At 69.0% G+C, this 20,200-nt stretch carries 16 protein-coding genes; 5 read left to right on the plus strand and 11 right to left on the minus strand.

The annotated features are described in order from the left end of the window. The 7 genes from M0P34_RS03825 to M0P34_RS03855 form a co-directional block, all read right to left on the minus strand. Positions 1–1,000 (minus strand): cytochrome c3 family protein (locus M0P34_RS03825; RefSeq protein ID WP_291496558.1); only part of this gene is annotated, 1,000 nt, incomplete at its 3' end. A gap of 411 nt (positions 1,001–1,411) precedes the next feature. Continuing rightward, entirely contained in the window at positions 1,412–1,870 is a 459-nt protein-coding gene (locus M0P34_RS03830) for an Rrf2 family transcriptional regulator (protein WP_291496560.1), read from the minus strand. Positions 1,871–2,620: 750 nt separating this feature from the next. Further along, positions 2,621–3,127, minus strand: coding sequence for an Rrf2 family transcriptional regulator (locus M0P34_RS03835; RefSeq protein ID WP_291496562.1), 507 nt, complete (start codon positions 3,125–3,127; stop codon positions 2,621–2,623). Between the two features lie 107 nt (positions 3,128–3,234). Then, the gene (locus M0P34_RS03840; RefSeq protein WP_291496564.1) at positions 3,235–5,643 is read right to left on the minus strand and encodes a PAS domain S-box protein; all 2,409 of its coding nucleotides are present in this window, start codon (positions 5,641–5,643) and stop codon (positions 3,235–3,237) included. 94 nt (positions 5,644–5,737) lie between these two features. Continuing rightward, a complete protein-coding gene (gene feoB, locus M0P34_RS03845) occupies positions 5,738–7,924 on the minus strand; it encodes a ferrous iron transport protein B (protein WP_291496566.1) in 2,187 nt (728 codons plus the stop codon). A 2-nt stretch (positions 7,925–7,926) separates the two neighbouring features. Continuing rightward, positions 7,927–8,178, minus strand: a complete 252-nt coding sequence (locus M0P34_RS03850; RefSeq protein ID WP_291496568.1) for a FeoA family protein — start codon at positions 8,176–8,178, stop codon at positions 7,927–7,929. A gap of 637 nt (positions 8,179–8,815) precedes the next feature. Then, positions 8,816–9,088 carry a FeoA family protein gene (locus M0P34_RS03855; protein ID WP_291496570.1) on the minus strand — a complete coding sequence of 91 codons (273 nt, stop codon included), beginning with the start codon at positions 9,086–9,088 and terminating at the stop codon, positions 8,816–8,818. 356 nt (positions 9,089–9,444) lie between these two features. Between M0P34_RS03855 and M0P34_RS03860 the strand changes: the two genes are divergently transcribed. After that, positions 9,445–11,868, plus strand: a complete 2,424-nt coding sequence (locus M0P34_RS03860; protein WP_291496573.1) for a methyl-accepting chemotaxis protein — start codon at positions 9,445–9,447, stop codon at positions 11,866–11,868. 91 nt (positions 11,869–11,959) lie between these two features. On the opposite strand, the gene M0P34_RS03865 is transcribed toward M0P34_RS03860, so the two are convergent. From M0P34_RS03865 to M0P34_RS03875, 3 genes are all read right to left on the minus strand, one after another. Then, the gene (locus M0P34_RS03865; RefSeq protein ID WP_291496575.1) at positions 11,960–12,562 is read right to left on the minus strand and encodes a hypothetical protein; all 603 of its coding nucleotides are present in this window, start codon (positions 12,560–12,562) and stop codon (positions 11,960–11,962) included. 38 nt (positions 12,563–12,600) lie between these two features. Next, entirely contained in the window at positions 12,601–13,125 is a 525-nt protein-coding gene (locus tag M0P34_RS03870; protein WP_291496577.1) for a hypothetical protein, read from the minus strand. Positions 13,126–13,220: 95 nt separating this feature from the next. Continuing rightward, positions 13,221–13,907 carry a Crp/Fnr family transcriptional regulator gene (locus M0P34_RS03875; protein ID WP_291496579.1) on the minus strand — a complete coding sequence of 229 codons (687 nt, stop codon included), beginning with the start codon at positions 13,905–13,907 and terminating at the stop codon, positions 13,221–13,223. 158 nt (positions 13,908–14,065) lie between these two features. Here M0P34_RS03875 and M0P34_RS03880 point away from each other — a divergent pair, with 158 nt between their 5' ends. The 4 genes from M0P34_RS03880 to M0P34_RS03895 all read left to right on the plus strand — a co-directional run bounded on the left by M0P34_RS03880 (position 14,066) and on the right by M0P34_RS03895 (position 19,337). Beyond that, entirely contained in the window at positions 14,066–14,875 is an 810-nt protein-coding gene (locus tag M0P34_RS03880) for a 4Fe-4S binding protein (RefSeq protein WP_291496580.1), read from the plus strand. 204 nt (positions 14,876–15,079) lie between these two features. Further along, the gene (locus M0P34_RS03885; RefSeq protein WP_291496581.1) at positions 15,080–15,760 is read left to right on the plus strand and encodes a flagellar brake protein; all 681 of its coding nucleotides are present in this window, start codon (positions 15,080–15,082) and stop codon (positions 15,758–15,760) included. An 888-nt stretch (positions 15,761–16,648) separates the two neighbouring features. Next, positions 16,649–17,416 (plus strand): anaerobic ribonucleoside-triphosphate reductase activating protein, encoded by a 768-nt coding sequence (locus M0P34_RS03890; protein ID WP_291496582.1) that lies wholly within the window; start codon positions 16,649–16,651, stop codon positions 17,414–17,416. Beyond that, positions 17,340–19,337, plus strand: a complete 1,998-nt coding sequence (locus M0P34_RS03895) for a ribonucleoside triphosphate reductase (protein WP_291496584.1) — start codon at positions 17,340–17,342, stop codon at positions 19,335–19,337. Before M0P34_RS03890 ends, M0P34_RS03895 begins: the two co-directional genes overlap by 77 nt. Positions 19,338–19,425: 88 nt before the next feature. Here the strand turns inward: M0P34_RS03895 and M0P34_RS03900 are convergent. Beyond that, a partial coding sequence (locus tag M0P34_RS03900; protein WP_291496583.1) for a hypothetical protein occupies positions 19,426–20,200 on the minus strand: 775 nt, incomplete at its 5' end.

Consider the following 20,200-nt stretch of genomic DNA (forward strand, 5'->3'; position numbering starts at 1 on the left):
CGTTGCCCGCGCGGGTGTGGCACTCGGCGGAGCAGGAGGCGATCTTCTCGTGGTGGCAGCTGCGGCAGTCCTTGACGTAGCCCTCGTGGGCCTTGTGGTTGAAGGCCACCGGGCTCATGAGGCCCTTGACGGGCTTGGCGCCCTGGGCGGGCGCGGCGGGCAGGCCCATGAGCACGGCGTCGGCCTGGCCGCGCTCCAGGCGGGGCACGTCGGCCACGGTCTTCACGGCGGCCTGGGCCTGGGCGCTGTGGCAGCCCTGGCAGGTCACGGGGCCGGAGTCGGCGCCCTTGGCGGCCACCTGCACATGGCAGGACACGCAGGCCAGGTGCGAGGCGTCGCGCAGGGAGCGCACGTCGCCGTCGGGCCCGGGGGTGGCCACGGGGCCGTGGCAGGCGGCGCAGGAGTCTTCCGTGTTCTTGACATAGACGAGCTTCCTGGCGGCCTGGTCATAGTCATGGTGGCAGGCGGCGCAGGTGCGGCCCTCGGCGTCGCGGGCCACGGACTTGGAGTCCAGGTGGCGGAAGTGCAGCGACTTGTCCATGCGGATGGGCTTCCAGGCCGAGGCGTCGGCCGGGGCGGCGGCGTGGCAGCCGCGGCAGTCCACGTCTGCGGGGCCGGTGGGCTGGCCCTGGGCGGCCAGGTCCTTGTGGCAGCCGATGCAGTTGTCGTGATAGACGGCCTTGACGGTCCGGGCGTCGGTGTCCGTCAGGCGCTTGAATTTGGGCACCAGCCGGTCCTTTTCGGACTCGTGGCAGGTTGCGCAGTCGGCCTTGCCGATCTTGGCAAGGGCTTCGGTGTGCTGGTCGTGCCGGAAAGCGACCGGCGCCTCCTCAAGCTCTCCGAACGCCGCGAGCGAGTCGATCATCAGGATGTCGGCCCGTCCGTCTCCGCCGCTGGGGGGTGCCGGCACCACGCCCACGGCCTCGATGGCGTATGCGGAAAGCGCTGCGAGAACGGCGACGACCCCGGCCCATCGCGCCAGGAATCTTCCCTTCTTCATGCTGTCCCTCGTTCCTTTGGCTGAAATGAAAAGTCCACGGCCAATGCAACGCATCGCATCCGCAGTTCGCATCCCCGGCCATCCCGGCGGCCCGTGGCGCCCATGCGTCCCGGGCCGCCCTCCCACCAGCCGGCGGCGAGCGGTCTGTGGCTGCTTCCCTTCCGGCATGGCTGGCCCCGGATGATCCGTGCCACCCCGAATTGCCCCTCGGGTTGCAGGATCGTGCGGTATTCCAGGTTATTACGCCATTTCCGGAAAAAGTCTCCCCGGAGAGTATAGAATGGGAATATACCCGTCAAGTATGGAATTCGGGTTCCAGAAACGGAACGTGAAAAAAAGAATTATTCGAGGCGGATTGAAAAAAAACCGCCCCCCGGCGACCGGGGGGCGGGGGCTGTTTGATTGCTCAATCTAGTTTGCGGGCGAGCCGTTGGGGTCCTTGAAGCAGCACCCCGCCCGGGGGCAGGAGCGGGCCTCGGCCACCAGTTCGGAGAAGGAGATGGAGTCCAGCTTGTCGAACATGGCCCGGCTGGCCTCGTGCCAGACGCGGTTGGTGATGCAGCGCGCGCCGGAGGCCGCGTCGCCGGGGTCCAGGAACTCGTTGATCTGGCGGTGGTCCTCCAGGACGCGCACGATGTCGCCCACGGAGATTTCCGACAGCGGCCGGGTGATCAGGTGCCCGCCCTTGGGGCCGCGTTTGCTCTTGATGTACTTGGCATCCTTGAGCGCCCGGATGAGTTTTTCCAGGTATTTTACAGAGATGCCTTGTCGCCGCGAGATGTCGCCGATGCGTACCGGGCCCTGGTCGCAGTGCAGGGCGATGTCCAGGAACATCTTGGCGCCGTAGCGGCTTTTGGTGGTCAGACGCATGGAGGTTTTCCTGCTTGGACGACACTGTTGCGGCGTTTGCGCGCAGGGGCGGGCGCGCAGGGGTGGGGGGATGGGACGCCGTGTCGTGTTGAAACTCTACGCCGTAGGTATGGAATATTTACGCATGCGTCAAGGGCGCAGATTGCATTGCGGCCAGGTCGGAAACCCCGGCGCGCCGGGCGGGCCCGGAGGCGGAAGGGCCGGGTCGGAGCTGGCGGGGCCGGGCGGAGGCGGAGGAGGAATGGCCGGAGCTGGCGCGGGGCCGGGCGGAGGCGGAGGAGGTGGGACCGGAGTTGGCGCGGGGCCGGGGCGGAGGCGAGGAGGAGTGGCCGGAGCTGGCGCGAGCAGGGGACGCGGGCGGGGCTGGCATGGCGCCGGGGCGGAGGCGGAGGGGGCGGGGCGGTGTTGGCGCGGGCGGGGCCGATGCGAAGGGGAAAGGCGCGGGCGGGCCCGGATGGGGCGCGGGCGAGGCACGCCGGGCGGTGTCATATGCTCCCCTGTCCGCCGGGGCGTGCGGGCCGCGCGCGTGGGGGCGCAGGCGGGCGCGGAGGGGGATGCGGGCGGGCGCCGGGCGGGCGCCGGGCGGGCGCCGGGTGGGCGTGCGGGGAGTCTTTCCTCCCGGTGGGGGGGCGGGGCGGGATGGCCTCGGGCTGTCCCTTGTGGCGGGCGTCAGGCCCGTTGGCAGTTTCCTTGCCGGGGGCATGCCCGTCGGGCCGTGCGGGCCTTTCGGCGGGGGCCGGAGGGCTTCGCCTAGGGGTGGCGGAAGGTGGCGGCCATGTCCCGGGCGGTGCGGCACTCGGCGTCGGGTACGTCGGGGAACAGGTCGGGCAGCAGCCCGAGCATGTTGTTGCGGCGCAATTCGCCGACCAGTTCGGCGAAGGTGATGGTCTCCAGCTTTTCGAACATGGCGTTGGCCGCGGCCTTCCAGACGCGCCGGGTCAGGCACATGGGCTCGTTGACGCAGCAGTGGCTGTCCGAGGAGCATTCCACGAGCATGGTGTCGCCTTCGAGGATGCGCACCAGGGCGCCCACGGTGATCTGGTCCAGGGGCTTGGCGGGCAGGTGCCCGCCCCTGGGGCCGCGCTTGGAGCGGATGAAACCGCCGTCCTTGAGCAGCCGGACGAGCTTTTCCAGGTATTTCAGGGACAGGCCCTGGCGCTCGGCCACGTCCTGGATGCGCACGGGGCCTTCCTCGGCGTGCAGGGCGATGTCGAGCATCATGCGAGTGCCATACCGGCTGCGGGTGGAAATCCGCATCGAGTACAATACCGTCCGAGTCTGGGTTGGGGCGAGGGGCGGCCACAACGAGCGTTGCGGCTCTCTTTTCAAACCGGGTCAACCTTAGGCGGAAAAAGGCTTTTTCGTCAAGGGGGGGAGGCGGCGCAACCCGCTTCCCCGTCGCCGCCGGGGGGGGTGTCCTGGCCTGTCCCGCCGGTGGCGGAAGGGCTTTTCTCCTCCGGTGCGGAGGGGAATTCGACACGGAAAAGGGCGCCGCCGCCGGGGGCGGATTCGGCGTGGATGGTGCCGCCGTATGCCTGGACGATGCCGTAGCTGATGGACAGGCCAAGGCCGGTGCCCTTGCCCACCTCCTTGGTGGTGAAGAAGGGCACGAAGAGGTTTTCGGCGATGCCCGGCGGGAAGCCGGCCCCGGTGTCCTCGATTTCCATGACCACGCGCCCGTCGCGCAGCATGGTCCGCAGGCGGACCTCGTCGGGCGTACAGGGCGGGGCGTCGCAGGGGTCGGGCTGCGGGCCGGCCTGCGGGGCGGCGGTCTTCTCCTCGGCGGCGCGCCGCTCCTCGATGGCGTCGCGGGCGTTGAGCAGCAGGTTGATGACCACCTGCTCCAGGCGGTTGGGCTCCGCCAGCACGGGGGGCAGCTCGTCGGCCAGCTCCCAGCGCGGCGCGATGCCGCGCACGCGGAACTGCTGGTCGAAGAGGTCGAAGGCCTTGCGCAGCACGGCGTCCAGGCGCACGCGCTCGAGCTTGAGGCCCGACTTGCGGCCGAACTCGCGCATGTGTTCGATGATGCGCGCGGCGCGCTCCACGTTCTGGTCGATGCCCTCGGCCATGAGCATGAAGGTTTTCTCGTCCAGGGGCTCCTTTTTGCGCAGCTTGCGCATGAGGAAACCGGAGATGGTCCGGATGACGGACAGGGGCTGGTTCAGTTCGTGGGCCACGCCGGTGCTCATCTCGCCCAGGGTGGCCATTTTGCTGGCCTGGATGAGTTTCTGCTCGGTTTCCAGGCGGTGGGTGATGTCGCGCGAGATGGCCAGCAGCACGGGGCGCTCGGCGTACTCCGTGGCCGCGAGGCTGATGTCCACATAGATGGGCCGCCCGGCGCTGGTCATGTGGCGGACCTGGTTCAGGGCGTTTTCGCTGCGCAGGCGCGCGGCGTGTTCGGCGGGATCACCCCCGGCGAACAGCGCGGGGAACCAGGTGCCCAGGAGGCTTTCGCGGGCGTGGCCGTATACGGGCAGCACGGCGTCGTTGCAGTCCAGGATGTCCAGGGTCTGGCGGTCCAGGACGAAAACCGGGTTGGGGATCTGGTTGAAGATGGCGTGGTACTTGCGCTCGGAGCGTTCGAGCTTCTCCTCCAGCAGCTTGCGCTGGGTGATGTCCAGGCACATCTCCATGGCCGCCACGACCTCGCCGCGCTCGTTGCGGATGGGCTTGGTGTGGACCAGCCAGTAGGCCCGCGAGCCGTCCTTGTTGTATCCGGCCTCCTCGCTGAAGTGGGGCCTGCCGGTGGCGAAGGTTTTCTCCACCGGGCAGTTTTCGCAGCGCTCGTCGCGGCCCTTGTAGGCATGGAAGCAGTAGTCCCCGGCCTGGGGCGCGAAGCGCTCGGCGAACTCGCGGTTGTATTGCAGCAGGCGGTAGCTGCGGTCCTGCACGGTGATCAGGCAGGGCACGGTCTCGAACAGGCCCTGGTATTCGTCGCGCTGGCGGTTCAGCTCGGCCTGCTTGGCGCTGATGTCGCGGCCCATGCGGTTGATGGCCGCGACGAGCTGGCCCATCTCGTCGGCTTCGTCCAGGTCGTCCATGGGGATCTGCTCGCCGCGCGCGATGAGCCGCGTGCCCTGGATGAGGGCCAGCACGGGCTCTTTCACGAAGCGCAGCACGAAGAGCAGGATGATGTAGGTGGTGAACAGGAAGACCAGGGCCGCCAGGGCGATGGAGTTGCGCTGGTAGACGGCCAGCCCGGCGTCGGCCTCGCGCAGGGAGATGACCATGTCCATGGCGCCCAGCACGGTCTTGTCCGGCGGGTGGAAGTGGCACGGCGGGCCGGAGCAGGAGGGTTCGTTGTGGATGGGCGTGAGGATGCCGAGCATGCGCGCGCCCGAGGGCGCGGTGAAGATGCGGGTGCGCTGGTCCAGGGGCGCGTTGGCGCGCGGCGGGTCCTCGCGGTGGCAGACATCGCAGGCCTCGGCCTTGATGTTGGTGGTCTGGCCGACCTCGCTGAAAAGGCTGGAGAACTGGATCACGCCGTGCTTGTCGTAGATGCGCACGGCCTCCACGTCGCGCTGGCGCCCGACGTTGCGCACGATCTGGCGCAGGTCGTCGCGCGAGTTGTGGAGCATGGCGTAGTGCGAGGCCAGGCGGATGGTGTTGGAGAGCCGGTCCGCCCCGTCGACCATGTGCTTCATGGTCGTCTCGCGCTGGTGGTGCAGGTTGAACCAGGTCCAGCCCGCCACCCCCGCGAGCAGCGTCAGGCTGACCGAGGCGAATATCTTGGTCAGCAGGCTGTGGCGCAACCCGCCGGTGTGTGCCGTCATGCCCATCCCTCCCGCGCCTGTGCGCGCCTGGGGTTTTCATACCCCAGGGGTGGGTTTCTGGCAACAGGCGCGCGGGCGCGCGGCGCGGCGGGCCTCAGCCCAGGGCCAGCAGCCGCCCGCCCTGGAAGACGGCCACGGCCAGGGCATAGGCCAGGGCGGTGTTGAAGACCACGGAAAAGGCGGCCCAGCGCCACGACCCGGCTTCGGAACGGATGGCCACCACGGTCACGAAGCAGGGCGCGTAGAGCATGATGAACACGATGAGCGCCACGGCGTGCAGCCGCGACCAGTGCGGGTCGACGCGCAGGCGGTCGGCCAGGGGCTTGGCGTCCTCGGGGTCGGTTTCGCCCAGGGAGTAGGCCGTGCCCAGGGTGGAGACGATGACCTCCTTGGCCGCGAACCCGCCGACCAGGGCGATGTTCGTGCGCCATTCGAAGCCGGCGGGGGCGGTGATCGTCTCCAGGGCCGCGCCCGTGCGCCCGGCCAGGGAGTGGCGCAGGGCGGCCTCGCGCTCGGTGTTGTCCACCAGGGCCAGGCGCTCGGCCAGGAGCTGGCGGGCGGCCTGGTCCAGCCCCGGGTCGGCGGCCCGGGCGGCCAGGGCCTCGCGCTCGGCGGCATACATGGCCGCGCGCTCCCGGGGCAGCTGGGGGAAGGTCATGGCCGCCCACAGCAGGACGGAAATGGCCAGGATCACCGTCCCGGCCTTCTTGATGTACTGCCAGGTGCGCTCCCAGGTATGGATGAGCATGCCGCGCAGGGTGGGCAGGCGGTAGGGCGGCAGCTCCATGACGAAGGGGGTGCTCGGGCCCTTGATGACCGTGGAGCGCAGCAGCCGGGCCACCAGCAGGGCGGCGGCCCAGGCGCCCAGGGTGATGAGGAACAGCGCCGTGGCCTCGGCGCCGGGGAAGAAGACCCCCGTGAGCAGCAGGAACACCGGCAGCTTGGCGCCGCAGGTCATGAACGGCGCGGTGAGCAGGGTGGCCAGCTTCTCGCGCGGGCTGCGCAGGGTGCGCGCGGCCATGACCCCCGGCACGGCGCAGCCCCCGGCGATGCCGCCCGAGACGATGAACGGCATCACCGAGCAGCCGTGCAGCCCGAAGATGCGGAACACGCGGTCGAGCATGTAGGCGATGCGCGCCATGTACCCGGAGTCCTCCAGGAAGGCGATGAACAGGAACATGAGCATGATCAGCGGCACGAAGCCCATGACCCCGCCCACGCCGTCGATGACGCCCGAGACCACCAGGGACTTGAGCAGCCCGTCGGGCAGGGCGGCGTCGGCGGCGCCCGCCAGCAGGCCGAACAGGGCCTCCACCCAGCGCATGGGATGCTCGCCCAGGGTGAAGGTGGCCCAGTAGACGGCCAGCAGCACCCCGAGCATGCCCAGGGGCCCGGCCACCCGGTGGGTCAGCACGCGGTCGAGCATGTCCGAGAAGTCGGCGCGCGAGGGGCCGTCGGGCCTGGTCAGCACGCCCTGGCGCAGCAGCGAGGCGATGAACCCGTAGCGGGAGTCGGCGATGATGGCCTCGGGCGAGGTGCGCAGGGTGCGCTGGCAGTGGTCGGCCACGCGCTCGGCCATGCCCTCCAGCTCGGCGGCCAGGGGCCCGGCGGCGCGCCCGGCGGCCAGCACCTGCTCGTCGGCCTCCAGGTATTTCAGGGCCAGCCAGCGCGCGGGGTGGCGCCCGGCGAGGAAGCCCTCCTCCTGGATGCGCGCGACCATGCGCGCCAGCACGGGGTCCAGGTCCGGCCCGTAGGAGATGTCCAGCGGGGCGCGCACGCCGCCCGTGGCCCGGGCGTGGCCCGCCGCGGCGCGCAGCAGCTCGCCCACGCCCTCGCCGGTGCGGGCCACCGTTTCGACCACCGGGCAGCCCAGCAGCTCGCCCAGGCGCGCGGCGTCCACGGTCAGGCCCTGCTTGCGGGCCTCGTCCATCATGTTCAGGGCCAGGGCCAGGGGCAGGCCCATTTCAAGAATCTGCACGGCCAGGTAGAGGTTGCGCTCCAGGGCCGCGGCGTTGAGCACGCCCACCACCACGCCCGGGCGCTCGTCCACCAGGGCGTCGCGCGCCACCAGCTCCTCCTGGGTGTAGGCCGTGAGCGAATAGGTGCCGGGCAGGTCGAGGATGTGGAATTCGGTTCCGTCCACCCGGGCGAAGCCTTCCTTCTTCTCCACGGTGATGCCCGGATAGTTGCCCACATGCTGGCGCGCGCCGGTGACGGCGTTGAACAGGGTGGTCTTGCCCGCGTTGGGGTTGCCCGCCAGGGCGATTTTTACGCGCTCCACGGTCAGCCCGCCGCCCCGGGGGCCAGGTTCACGAGGACGTAGTCGGCCTCGTTGTTGCGCAGCGAGAGGGTGAAGCCCTTCATGCGCAGGGCCACGGGGTCCTTGAGGGGCGCGCGCCCGACGACCTCCACCTCCGTTCCGGGCACAAGGCCCATGTCGCGGATGCGCCGCCCCAGCTCGCCCTGGGCGGAAACGGTGTGGATGACGGCGCGCTGGCCGACCTTGAGTTCGCGCAGCCGCAGGGGCTGGGGCATGGTTTCGCTCCTTGGTCCGGCCCGCGGGAGGGGGCGTGCGCGCGCCGTGTGGGCGCGAACCGCAAATACGGCAAGGACGGTGTCCAAGCCGGGGGATGCGCGCGCCGTGTGGGCGCGGGCGGGCCGGATTCCAGGGGCGATAATGCTTTTCAACTGGCCCGTCAAGGCTCTCCGGCGCGGGCCGCGCGAGGTGGGGGGCACCGGAGGTGCGTTGGGGCCCGGGGCGTGGCGGCGGCCCCGGCGCGGCGCGGGCGCACCGGGCGGCGTGAAGGACGGCGCGGGGCGCGGTGTGTCGCGCTGGTCTGCGGTGCGTCGGCGGATCCGGCAGGGCCGATAGCGGGCCTGCGCACGCGGGGCGCTGCGCTGGCACGCGGGGCGCCGGGGTGGGGTGGGGCGGCGGCGGGCACGCCGCCTGGCGGGCGCGAGTCGTGCCCCGCGCGCCGGGGTGTGCGCTTTTTGCAACGGGTGCGCCGCCCGTCCCGGTCGCCATCATGCCCCGCGCGGCGGGGGGGCGTGGGGTGCCCGTCCCGGTCCCCGGCGGGCGGGGCGGCGCGCGGGGCGGGCCCGGGCGGGGCGCCAGGGCGCAAAAAAGCCGCCGGGCCGGGGGCGCGGCGGCGTGGCTGCCCGGGCTCCGGGCTCAGGCCCGGGCGTCCTCGGTCAGGGCCTGGACGGTGATGGTCGAGGCCAGGTCGTCGCCCAGGACGATGTCGGCGTCGCGCACACGCAGGCAGCCCGAAGGGCCGATCTCCGCCGTGACGCCCGGGGTCAGGCCCAGGGCCAGCAGGCGGCAGCGGTCCTTGGGGCAGCAGGAGAAGCCCTGGATGCGCACCCGGCAGCCCCGGGGCGCATCACGCAGGGTGTGTCCGTCCCAGCCCTTGCAGCCGTGGTGTTTCTTGCAACGTCCGCGCATGGCCGGACAATAGTGAGACTGAGAATGAATGTCAAGCGCGCCCTGCGTTCTTTCCGCAACCCTGCGAGCATGAGGCATTTTTATTTAAACATGCATGCTATACAGCGTGGCGATTCGTCGCGGCGTCCTGCCGCCCCCGTCCCCGCCCAGGCCGGGATCCGGGGAGCTTTTCTGAAAATCGGTTGGCGGACAATTGTTTTCAGGTGCCGCTTTGTGAAATAGAGGGCATTCAGTCGACATTCTTGTTCTGCTTATTGAATTCATGTTAAGCTTGATGTGATCCTGTGTTCGAAACCTTTTCCCGGGGGCGGCGGGGGGCAACCCGCCGCGGTCTTTGAAATCCGAGGTGGTTTCCCATGAGCATCCGATTGAAGGTGTCCCTGCCGGTTGCCGCGACGGTGCTGGTTCTGGGCGGGCTGGGGCTGTGGCTGCTGGCGAGCAACCTGCGCCAGCTCGAGTCGCGTTTCGTCGAGACGATCGTCGGCAACAAGGCGGCGGAGATCGAGGCGGGCATCCAGGCCGGGGCGGACCGGGCCAAGGAGCTGGCCGCGCTGTTCTCGCGCATGCCGGCGGTGGTCGGGGCGCTGGAGCTGGCCGCCCAGGGCGACATGCGCGACGAGAGCGACCCCACCAGCCAGCGGGCGCGCGAGGGGCTGCGCCGCGAGCTGGCGCCCATGCTGGAGGGCTATGAGCAGATGCTGGGCACCAAGTTCCAGCTACATGTGCACATGCCCACGACGCGCAGCCTGGTGCGCCTGTGGCGCAAGCAGCAGGTCAACCGCGACGGCAAGTGGATGGACGTGTCCGACGACCTGTCCTCCTTCCGCCAGATGGTCCTGGACGTGAACGCCTCGGGCCGCGGCCTGGGCGGCGTGGAGCTGGGGCGCGGCGGGTTCGCCATCCGCGGCATGATGCCCGTGCGCTCCGACTCGGGCAAGCACCTGGGCTCGGTGGAAACCCTCGTGGAGTTCGGGCCCATCCTGGCCACGGGCGCGGCCCGGCAGGGCGAGGACCTGCTGCTCTACATGAACGCCGACATGCTGCACATCTCCTCGCGCCTGAAGGACCCCGCGAAGTATCCGGTGCTGGACGGGCGCTTCGTGCTCGTGTCGGGCACCGAGGAGAAGGCCGTGGAACAGCTCGTGACGGCGGACTTCCTGGAGGCGGGCCGCGCGGGGCGCCACGTCGAGATCATGGGTGGCATGGCCCTGGCCGCCTTCCCGGTCAAGGACTACAAGGGCGACCAGATGGGCGTCATCGTCTACGCCCTGGACACCTCGGCCACCGAGGCCATCATCTGGCGCACGGGCGCGACCATCGGCGCCATCCTGCTGGCCATCCTGGTCCTGCCGGTGCTGGTGACCTGGTTCTTCCTCTCGCGCAGCGTGCTGCGGCCGGTGCGGGCCATCCGGAACAAGATCCGCGACATCGCCGAGGACCGCGCCGACCTGTCCGAGGCCCTGGACGAGAGCGCCCGCGACGAGATGGGCGACCTGGCCTCGTGGTTCAACAAGCTGCTGCGCAAGCTCGACACCATCCTGTGCCAGACCCAGATGTACGGCTACATGATCAACGCCGTGCCCGACCCCATCTTCGCCGTGGACGACGACATGAACTTCATCGTGGCCAACGCGGCCACGGCGCGCCTGGGCAAGAGCACGGTGGAGGCCCTGCGCGGCACGCCCTGCCGCGACGTGTTCAACACCGAGCTGTGCGGCACGGTCAACTGCCCCATCGAGCAGTGCCGCCGCACGGGCGAGGCCTACGCGGGCAACGTCATCTCCGCCGACCTGGGCGGGCGCAAGGTCTACATCCAGCCGACCTCCGACGTGCTGCGCGACTGCCACGGCAAGATCATCGGCCGCATGGAGATCGCCCGCGACGTGACCCCGCTGGTGGAGAAGGAAACGACCCTGCAATCGCACCTGGAGCAGATCCGCAGCGTGAACGCGCGCGTGGCCGAGGCCGCCGCGTCCATCGCCGAGGCATCGGGCGAGCTGTCGGGGCAGGTGGCCGAGGTCTCCGAGGGCGCCGAGCAGCAGAAGGCCCGCGCCGGGGAGACCGCCCAGGCCATGGAGCAGATGAACGAGACGGTGATGGACGTGGCCCGGGGCGCCAGCGAGGCCGCAGAGCAGGCCGACGGCTCGCGCCGCCGCGCCCAGGAGGGCTCGGACGTGGTGGCCAGGGCCGTGGAGGCCATTACCGAGGTCCGCGAGCGCTCGACCAGCCTGAAGTCCAACATGGACGCCCTGGGCGAGAAGGCCGAGGGCATCGGGCAGGTGCTCAACGTCATCAGCGACATCGCCGACCAGACGAACCTGCTGGCGCTGAACGCGGCCATCGAGGCCGCGCGGGCGGGCGATGCGGGCCGGGGCTTCGCCGTGGTGGCCGACGAGGTGCGCAAGCTGGCCGAGAAGACCATGACCGCCACCCAGGAGGTGGCCCAGGCCATCGGGGCCATCCAGACCGGCGCGCGCGAGAACATCGCCGCCGTGGACCAGTCGGACAAGGCCGTGGCCCACGCCACGGAGATGGTCAACGCCTCGGGCGCGGCCCTGCGGGAGATCAGCGAGCTGGTCACCGCCACGGCGGACCGCATCCGGTCCATCGCCACGGCGGCCGAGGAGCAGTCGGCCACCAGCGACGCCATCAACCGCGCCGTGGACGAGGTCAACGCCGTGGCCCAGGAAACGGCCGACGGCATGCTGCGCGCCCGCGACAACGTGCAGCGGCTGGCGGACCTGGCCGAGTCGCTGCGCGCCCTGTCCCAGGAGATGTAGCCCGGGCCGGGACCACGGCCCCGGGCCAAAACGAAGGCCCCCCGCGCAAGCCGCGCGGGGGGCCTTTCCTTCGGCTCCGGCCCGGCGCCGCTCAGCGCCGCGTCACCGAGGCCATCAGCTCCTGCACGTCCATGTAGTAGCTCTGGACGTTGGGCAGGTTCTCCAGGGCGTCGGTGTACTGCACCTCCACCACCCCCGAGGCTGCGGCGATGATGGTCGTGCAGCGGAACACGGGCCGCCCGCCCAGCTCCGGGGCCAGGCAGCGGTAGACGTGGCGGATGACGCGGCCCGGACCGTCGTATTCCAGGTCGGCGCCGTCGTAGCCGGGGATGCCCTCCCGGACCAGGGCGTCGTATTCCTCGGGCCCGGCGAAGAGCATTTCGGCGGCCTGGGCGGGGTAGAGGAACACGCGCACGGTGGGCAGCATCCCGGCCTGGGCCGAGCGCTCGCTGTGGATGTAGAAATGCCTGATCAGCGGGCTGGCGCCGGGGCGCAGGGGCACCTCGAACCAGCCCGGAGGCAGGGTCACGGCCACGCCGTCAACCTCGCAGGCTTCGCGGTGGGCCGGGTCGGCCGCCAGGCGGGCCTGGTAGGCCCGCAGGGCCGGGTCGACCTCGGGGCCGAAGCTGTGCCGCGAGCAGGCGGCCAGCAGGCCCAGGGCCAGGAGCAGGCACAAGACGCGCACACGGGACATGGGGCACCTCGGGGAGCGGGCGCGCAGGGGGTGGGGGATCAGCCCTGGCGGACGGGGACCACGGCGCCCACCGCGGCGACCAGCCCGTCCAGGTCCTTGGGGCCGAGCAGGAAATAGCGTTCGGCGGTCTCCAGGCACAGAACCCGGTCGCCCCGCGTGACCACCACGGCGTCGCGGCCCGAGGCCGTGCGGAACATGCCGCTGCGGTAGCCGAAAAAGGCCATGCTGCCTTCGCTTTTCAGGTCGGCGAAGGCGGCTTCGTCCTTCAGGGAGCAGACAAAGGCGCGGGTCACCCCGTCCAGGGGCTGGGAGGCCTTGAGGAAGGGCGGCGCGTCCACCAGCAGGGAACCACCGTCCACGATGATCCGCGTGTTGGCCGGGTTGGCCACGAGCATGAACCAGTACAGGGCGGTGATGGGCACGGCCACCGCCAGGACGCAGATGCCCGTCCACAGGAAACCGGAGCGGAAACTCCACATGGCGGCCCCGGCCGAGAAGGCCGCGAAGCACAGCAGCAGGGACACGGCCTTGCGTGTCATGGGAACGGGGAACATGGTCGTCATGCCGGGACTCCTGGGCGGCCTGCGGTTGCGGTTCGTGCGGGCCGGGCGGTGCGGAGCCTAGCAGGCCCCGGGCGGGAACACAACCCCGGCCCCGGCTACAGCCGGTCGTCCCCGTCGCTCACGGCCTGGAGCCCGTCCGGGTCCAGGATGTCGATGTGCTTGCCGCGCACGCGGATCAGCCCGGCCTCGCTCAGGCGCTTGAGCACGCGCGAGAGGGTCTCCTGGGCCGTGCCCAGCAGCCCGGCCAGGTGGCCCTTGGAGATGTCCAGGGTGACCTCGGCGGCGCCGCCCGAGCGGTCGGAGAGGTCCAGCAGGTAGGCCGCCACCCGCTGGGGCGTCTCCTTGAGGGTCAGGTTCTCCAGCTTCACGGTGAAGCGGCGCAGCTTGCGCGACAGGGCGGCCAGCATGTTCATGGCCAGGGTGCTGTCGTTTTCCAGCAGCCGGCGCAGCCCGTCGCGCGGGACGAACAGCACCCGCGAGTCCGCCGTGGCCTCGGCGTTCGCCGGAAAGCGCCCGCCCTCGAACACGGGCACCTCGCCGAAGGGCTCCCCCGGCCCGTAGATATGGATGATCTGCTCGCGTCCTTCCAGGGACAGCTTGAAGATCTTGACCTGCCCGCTCATGACTACATACAGCCCCTGGGCCTGGCTGCCCTCCAGGAAGATGGTCCGGCCCTTGGGGTAGTCGGCGGGCACGCAAATGGAGGCCAGCGCCTCGATCTGCCTGTCCTCCAGGCCCCGGAAGAGGGGCATGCGCGATTTCAGGAAGGTTTGCAGTTCCATGCCAAGCCCTTAGCATTCCCGGAGCCGGGGGGCAACGCCGGGAAAAGCGCATTCCAGCTTGATCCAGGTCAAGGCGCGCGCGGCGGGGATGCCTATGGTGAAGCTGTGGCGGCGGCGGCCCGGGCCCCGCGCCGGAACTTCACAGCCAGGAGAAGGCCATGACCAGGGAATATCGCAAGATCATCGAGATAGACGAGGAATTGTGCAACGGCTGCGGGCAGTGCGTGCCCTCGTGCGCCGAGGGGGCCCTGGCCATCGTGGACGGCAAGGCCCGCGTGGTGCGCGACAGTTTTTGCGACGGCCTGGGCGCCTGCCTGGGCGAGTGCCCCACCGGCGCGCTGCGCATCGTGGAGCGCGAGGCCGAGCCCTTCGACGAGGCCGCGGCCCTGGCCCATGTGGCCGCTGGCGGCGGCGCCCCGGCCCACGGCCACGCGCCCGGCGGGGGCTGCCCGGGGGCGGCGGCCATGAGCCTGCGCCCCGGCGGGGGCTGCCCGGGGGCCGCCCCGGCGCGGCTGGCCCCGGCCGCCTCCGCGGGCGCGGACGACGCCCCGCCGAGCCTGCTGGGCCACTGGCCGGTGCAGATCCGCCTCGTGCCGCCCGACGCGCCGTTCCTGCGCGGGGCGGAGCTGGTGATCGCCGCGGACTGCGCGGCGGTGGCCCATCCGGACTTCCACCGCCGGTTTGTTGGCGGCAACGTGGTGCTCCTGGGCTGCCCCAAGTTCGACGGCGACGCGGACTATCCCCGGCGTCTCGCGGAGCTGTTCGCCCGCTCGGGGGTGCGCGGGGTGACGGTGGTGCGCATGGAGGTGCCCTGCTGCGCGGGGCTGCCCGCCGCGGTCCGCCAGGGGCTGGCGGCCTCGGGCCGTACGGATCTGCCCCTGCGCGAGGTGGTGGTGGCCCGCGACGGCGCCATCCTGGACCGACCCTCCCACCCGGGGCCCGCGCCCCTGGTCCGCGTCCCGGCCTGAGCCGCGTCCCGGCCGCGCGGCAGCCCGTCGCGCGGCCCCGTCCTCCTGCGCCCGTCCCGCCGCCCGGCCCGCCCGGGCGGCGATTTTTCCCCGAGCCCCAACGGTTGCGCAACAGGCTTGCAAAGACGGGCCCTTGCGGTATAGTGCGTTCTTATCCACCCCTGCGCTGCGCGCAGTGCAGGGAGTCCGCGCAGGAGACCGACAGTGCCCAGAAATCTCAACGTGTCCAAGCTGGAAGGCGACGCCCTGGGCATCACCATGGGCACCGTGGTGCTCATCGAGCCCCAGGGGCTGGGCGACCGCTTCAAGACCGAGTTCCTGGGCATGGCCAAGGGCCAGTTCATCATCATGCGCCTGCCGCGCATCCCGGGGGTGGGCGACCATCTCTACACGGAAAAGCGGGTCACCGTGCGTTACATGTTCCAGGGCAACGTCTACGGCTTCGAGTCCGAGGTGCTCTGGACCCAGTCGGGCCCCTTCCGGCTGCTGTTCCTGCGCTATCCGTCCACCGTGGAGGTCCTCAACCTGCGCAAATGCCAGCGCGTGGACTGCTACCTGCCGGTCCGCGTGGGCGTGGGCGGCGACGACCAGGAGCAGTACGCCGAATACCAGGGCATGATGCGCAACCTGTCCTGCGGCGGCTGCCAGGTTGTGCTCGACGCGCCCGACGCCACACTGCCGTCCCTGGCGGTGGACACGCCCCTGAACCTGGACTTCCTCATGATCGGCACCAACCGCCCCGTGCGCCTGGCCGGGCGCGCCAAGAACATCACCATGCACAAGAACCGCATGGTCCTGGGCGTGATGTTCGACGCCGTGTCCGACGGCGTGCGCGAAGGCATCGAGAGCTATGTGAGCAGCGTGGCCGATTTCCTGACCGCCTGAGCCGCCCCGGCGGCTTGCGCCCGCGCCGTTTCGGCGCCCCGACGCCCGGCCCCGCGCCGGGCGTTTTGTTTGGAAATCCATTTCTTCCGGTATGATGTGCCCCGGCCCCGGCCCGCCTTGTCCGGGGTTGTGCATGGCCGGGGGCAGCTTTGGCCGCCCCGGGCCCGGGGCGGCGATTTCCGCCTTGGCCCGGCCGGGTGGCGGGCCCGCAGGGCTCCTGGGGCAGGCGCGCGGGCCCCGCGCTGGCGCTGCTTCCCGGCGTTCGTCATGTATTCCGGGCGATTAAATTTTTGTCCACATCGGGCCCGCGTCCGGTTCCCGCCCGCCGGGCAGGCCCCTGTTGGCTCGGCGGGCCGGGGGGTGCCGTGGGTGGGGATGGTGTGCGCGGCGGTCCATGCCCGGCCGCTGGGGGAGATGAGAAGTGTTTTCGGGCGATTGTCGACGCCCTGGCCGCATGGGCCGCGCCGGGTCGGCGTCGCGGGGGAGGGCGGAAAAAAATTATCCACATCGGCGGCCGCAAAGCCAGTGCTGGCAGGCATTTCATTGATCCCGACCTGTGCATCATTTGGTGGACAACTCGGCCGCTGTCCACACGCCACGGGAACGGGGCGGAATAGCGGGAGATTCCCTTGCGAGGGGATTTTTGGGCCCCCCTTTACCTGCCCGGCCTTTTCGACTATATTATCTAGAAATTGTTTAATCTGTTGAAATACTTGGATTAATTTTAGAGCGCAGGCCGGGGCCTGACGCCGCCCGCCGTGCGCCGCCCGGCGCGGGCGGCGGGGGAGGCGTTTGTCTTCTCCAGGCAGCCCCGGCGCGCCGACGTCTTCCGCCCGCCTTCCGGGCGGGGCGCGCCGCCTCCCGGGGCCGACGCGCAAGAGGGTTTCCATGCATCCTTCCGATCGCCATCAGGCCTGGGGCCATGTTCGCGGCATCGAGCGCCTGAGCCTTTGCGACTGGCCGGGCCGGGCCTGCGCGGTGCTGTTCACCGGCGGCTGCAACCTGCGCTGCCCCACCTGCCACAACGCCGAAATGGCCTGGGCCCCCGGGCGCCTGCCCGCCCTGGACCGCGACGAGGTCCTGGGCCTGTTGTCGCGCCGGGCCCGGTGGCTGGACGGTATCACCGTCACCGGCGGGGAGCCGACCCTGGTGCCGGGGCTGGCCGCCCTGCTGGCCGATCTGGCCGACCTGGGCCTGCCCGTGAAGCTCGACACCAACGGCATGCGCCCGGCCGTGGTGCGCTCCCTGCTGGGCGCCGGGCTGGTGCAGACCTTCGCCGTGGACGTGAAAGGCCCCTACCACAAGTACCCGGAGCTTACGGGCGGCGGGGTGGACGCGGCCACGGCCCGGGCTGGCCTGGAGGCCATCTTCCGCATGGCCGCCCAGGCCCCCGGGGCTTTCTATTTCAGGACGACCAGGGTTCCATTGCTCGATGCCGGGGACATGGACACCATTCGCGGGCTGCTGCCCGCGGGCTTCACGCTGGTGGAGCAAAAATACGTTGCACCGCAGAGGAGGACCGATGCCCAAACAGATTCTCAAGCGCGACAGCTGCCTGGAGACCTGGTCCCTGGACCGCATTGCCCAAGCCATATTCAAGGCCCTCAGGGCCAGCGGCATCAAGGATCCCATTCTCTCCAAGCGGCTGGCGCGTAAGGTCGAGCAGAAGCTGGCCGGCATCGACGTGCCCGAGCAGGAGCACGTGCAGGACCTCGTGGAGCAGGTGCTCATGGAGTCCCGGCTCTACAACGTGGCCCGCAAGTACATCATCTACCGCGAAAAGCGCCGCGAGCTGCGCGAGCAGACCGCCGCCTACCTGGACATCAAGGACACCATCGACAACTACCTGTCCAAGGCCGACTGGCGCGTGGCGGAAAACGCCAACATGACCCACTCCTTCCAGGGGCTCATGCTGCACCTGTCGGGCACGGTCCAGGCCCGCTACGCCCTGGAGAAGTATCCCGAGGAAGTCCGCCTGGCCCACGAGCACGGCTACTTCCATCTGCACGACCTGTCCTTCGGGCTGGCCGGGTACTGCGCGGGCTGGAGCCTGCGCGACCTGCTGCTGGAGGGCTTCAACCTCGAAGGCCGCTCCTGCGCCGGGCCCGCCCGCCATTTCGACACCGCCCTGGGCCAGATGAACAACTTTCTTGGCACGTTGCAGAACGAGTGGGCCGGGGCCCAGGCCTTCAACAACGTGGACACCTATCTGGCGCCCTTCATCCGCCACGACGGCCTCGGCTACGACGAGGTCCGCCAGGCCATGCAGAAGTTCGTGTTCAACCTGAACACCACCTCGCGCTGGGGCGGGCAGAGCCCGTTCACCAACCTGACCTTCGACCTCGCCCCGCCCAGGCACATCGCCAACGAGGCCGTGATCATCGGCGGCAAGCTCCAGGATTCGACCTACGGCGAGTATGCCCCCGAGATGGCCATGATCAACAAGGCCTTCATCGAGGTCATGCTCCGGGGCGACGCCGACGGGCGCATATTTTCCTTCCCCATCCCGACCTACAACGTCACCGACGACTTCCCGTGGGACAGCGAGATCGGCGAGCTTCTGCTCCAGCTCACGGCCAAGTACGGCGTGCCCTACTTCCAGAACTTCATCAACTCGGACATCAGCCCCGAGGACGTGCGCTCCATGTGCTGCCGGTTGAAGATGGATCTGCGCGAGCTGCGCAAGAAGACCGGCGGCCTGTTCGGCGCGGGCGACCTCACGGGCTCCATCGGCGTGGTCACCCTGAACCTGCCAAAGCTGGCCTACCTCGCCCAGGGCGAGGAGGACTTCCTGGATCTGATCACCGAATACGCCGAGCTGGCGCGCGATTCCTTGGAATTCAAGCGCAAGATGATCAACGAGAACCTGGAGCGCGGCATGTTCCCGTGGTCCGCGCGCTACCTGAAGAACGGCTTTGCCGGCCATTTCTCGACCATCGGGCTGGTGGGCGGCCACGAGGCCTGCCTGAACCTGCTCGGCAAGGGCATCGAGACCCCGGCGGGCACGCGCTTCATGCAGCGCACCCTGCGCCACCTGGCCGACCTGACCGCGCGCTTCCAGGAGCAGACGGGCAGCCTCTACAACCTGGAGGCCACCCCCGCCGAGGGCACCAGCTACCGCCTGGCGCGCATCGACAAGAAGCTCTACGAGGAGATTCACGCCTCGGGCAACGGCACGCCGTACTACACCAACTCCACGGCCCTGCCCGTGGGCTACTCCGACGACGTGCTCTTCGCCCTGGAGCACCAGAACGCGCTCCAGCCGCTGTATACCGGCGGGACGGTGTTCCACACCTTCCTGGGCGAGGCCGTGAGCGACACGGCGGCCCTGAAGAGCTTTATCGTCAAGGCGTTCACCAACACCAAGCTGCCTTTCCTGTCCATCACGCCGACCTTCTCGGTGTGCAAGGAACACGGCTATATCCAGGGCGAGCACTTCCAGTGCCCCACCTGCGGCAAGGACAGCGAGGTCTACACGCGCATCGTGGGCTACTATCGCCCGGTCAGCCGCTGGAACGACGGCAAGAAGGCCGAATACGCCGAGCGCCTGATGTTCGAGGATGTTTGCGCCCGGTAGGCGGGCGCCGTTTCCTGCCTCCGCCTCATGAAGGGGCCCCCGCGGCGCGCGCCGCGGGGGCCTTTTCGTTGGGGGGCGGGGGGCTTCGTTAGTTGGTCCGTTTTTTCTTGGTCCTGCCGGGTATGAACAGGAGAGATTTTTTAATTTCGATTTCATGAAGGCGGGAAATGTCGTTCAATTTATCCAGCATGGCCGTCGTGCTTACTTTCTCTGGGGCCCAGATATAGTATAAGTCGTCTTCATGTTCGATGATTATGCTATCGAAGAATAAGGACGGAGTGCCTCTGCGTGAGACAGCGGAATGAGTTATCTTTAATATGACAATGAATGATATCGCTGCAATAAATAACGGTACAAAAATAAAGAATCCAAGGATACATCCAAGCTGTCCAAGCCATGAAATATATGTTATCCTGTTGCGCAATGGGTTGCACAATAGATTTATGCGCTGGATATCGGCGCATTGAATGCGGGCGGTACAAGTGCCGTCTGAGTAGAATTCGATTGCATCATTGTTTATTGAAACAGAAGACTTTATGCTATTTTTGACTTTATATAGCGCATAAATTAGACATGGAATGCAAATTAAAAGACAAAAAATAGCAACATGGGTGTTTTCTTTGTTGTATCCAGCAGCCAATGAGACGCTGAAAAATACTGTAAAAGCAAACATGGCAAGGCTTACTGCCCAAAATTGCAGGCTTTTTGTTCTGTTTTCTATTGTAATTTCATTATTATTCTGTACAGAGATAGTATTCACCTGACACTGCCGCCCTTGGCGAGAGAGATTCCCTGACAGCCCCTGCGCACGTTTCCTGCTTGGTTTTTCCGCAAGGTGCCGCCGTCCCTCCCCTCTGCATAGC

The sequence above is a fragment of the Desulfocurvus sp. genome (genome assembly GCF_023230885.1).
GTDB lineage: Bacteria > Desulfobacterota > Desulfovibrionia > Desulfovibrionales > Desulfovibrionaceae > Desulfocurvus.

What these genes read in the sequence shown, in the direction of transcription:
- M0P34_RS03830 (WP_291496560.1), bottom strand. Translation starts at nt 1,870, where the DNA reads ATGCGTCTGACCACCAAAAGCCGCTACGGCGCCAAGATGTTCCTGGAC.
- M0P34_RS03835 (WP_291496562.1), bottom strand. Translation starts at nt 3,127, where the DNA reads ATGCGGATTTCCACCCGCAGCCGGTATGGCACTCGCATGATGCTCGAC.
- M0P34_RS03840 (WP_291496564.1), bottom strand. Translation starts at nt 5,643, where the DNA reads ATGACGGCACACACCGGCGGGTTGCGCCACAGCCTGCTGACCAAGATA.
- M0P34_RS03850 (WP_291496568.1), bottom strand. Translation starts at nt 8,178, where the DNA reads ATGCCCCAGCCCCTGCGGCTGCGCGAACTCAAGGTCGGCCAGCGCGCC.
- M0P34_RS03855 (WP_291496570.1), bottom strand. Translation starts at nt 9,088, where the DNA reads ATGCGCGGACGTTGCAAGAAACACCACGGCTGCAAGGGCTGGGACGGA.
- M0P34_RS03860 (WP_291496573.1), top strand. Translation starts at nt 9,445, where the DNA reads ATGAGCATCCGATTGAAGGTGTCCCTGCCGGTTGCCGCGACGGTGCTG.
- M0P34_RS03865 (WP_291496575.1), bottom strand. Translation starts at nt 12,562, where the DNA reads ATGTCCCGTGTGCGCGTCTTGTGCCTGCTCCTGGCCCTGGGCCTGCTG.
- M0P34_RS03870 (WP_291496577.1), bottom strand. Translation starts at nt 13,125, where the DNA reads ATGACGACCATGTTCCCCGTTCCCATGACACGCAAGGCCGTGTCCCTG.
- M0P34_RS03875 (WP_291496579.1), bottom strand. Translation starts at nt 13,907, where the DNA reads ATGGAACTGCAAACCTTCCTGAAATCGCGCATGCCCCTCTTCCGGGGC.
- M0P34_RS03880 (WP_291496580.1), top strand. Translation starts at nt 14,066, where the DNA reads ATGACCAGGGAATATCGCAAGATCATCGAGATAGACGAGGAATTGTGC.
- M0P34_RS03890 (WP_291496582.1), top strand. Translation starts at nt 16,649, where the DNA reads ATGCATCCTTCCGATCGCCATCAGGCCTGGGGCCATGTTCGCGGCATC.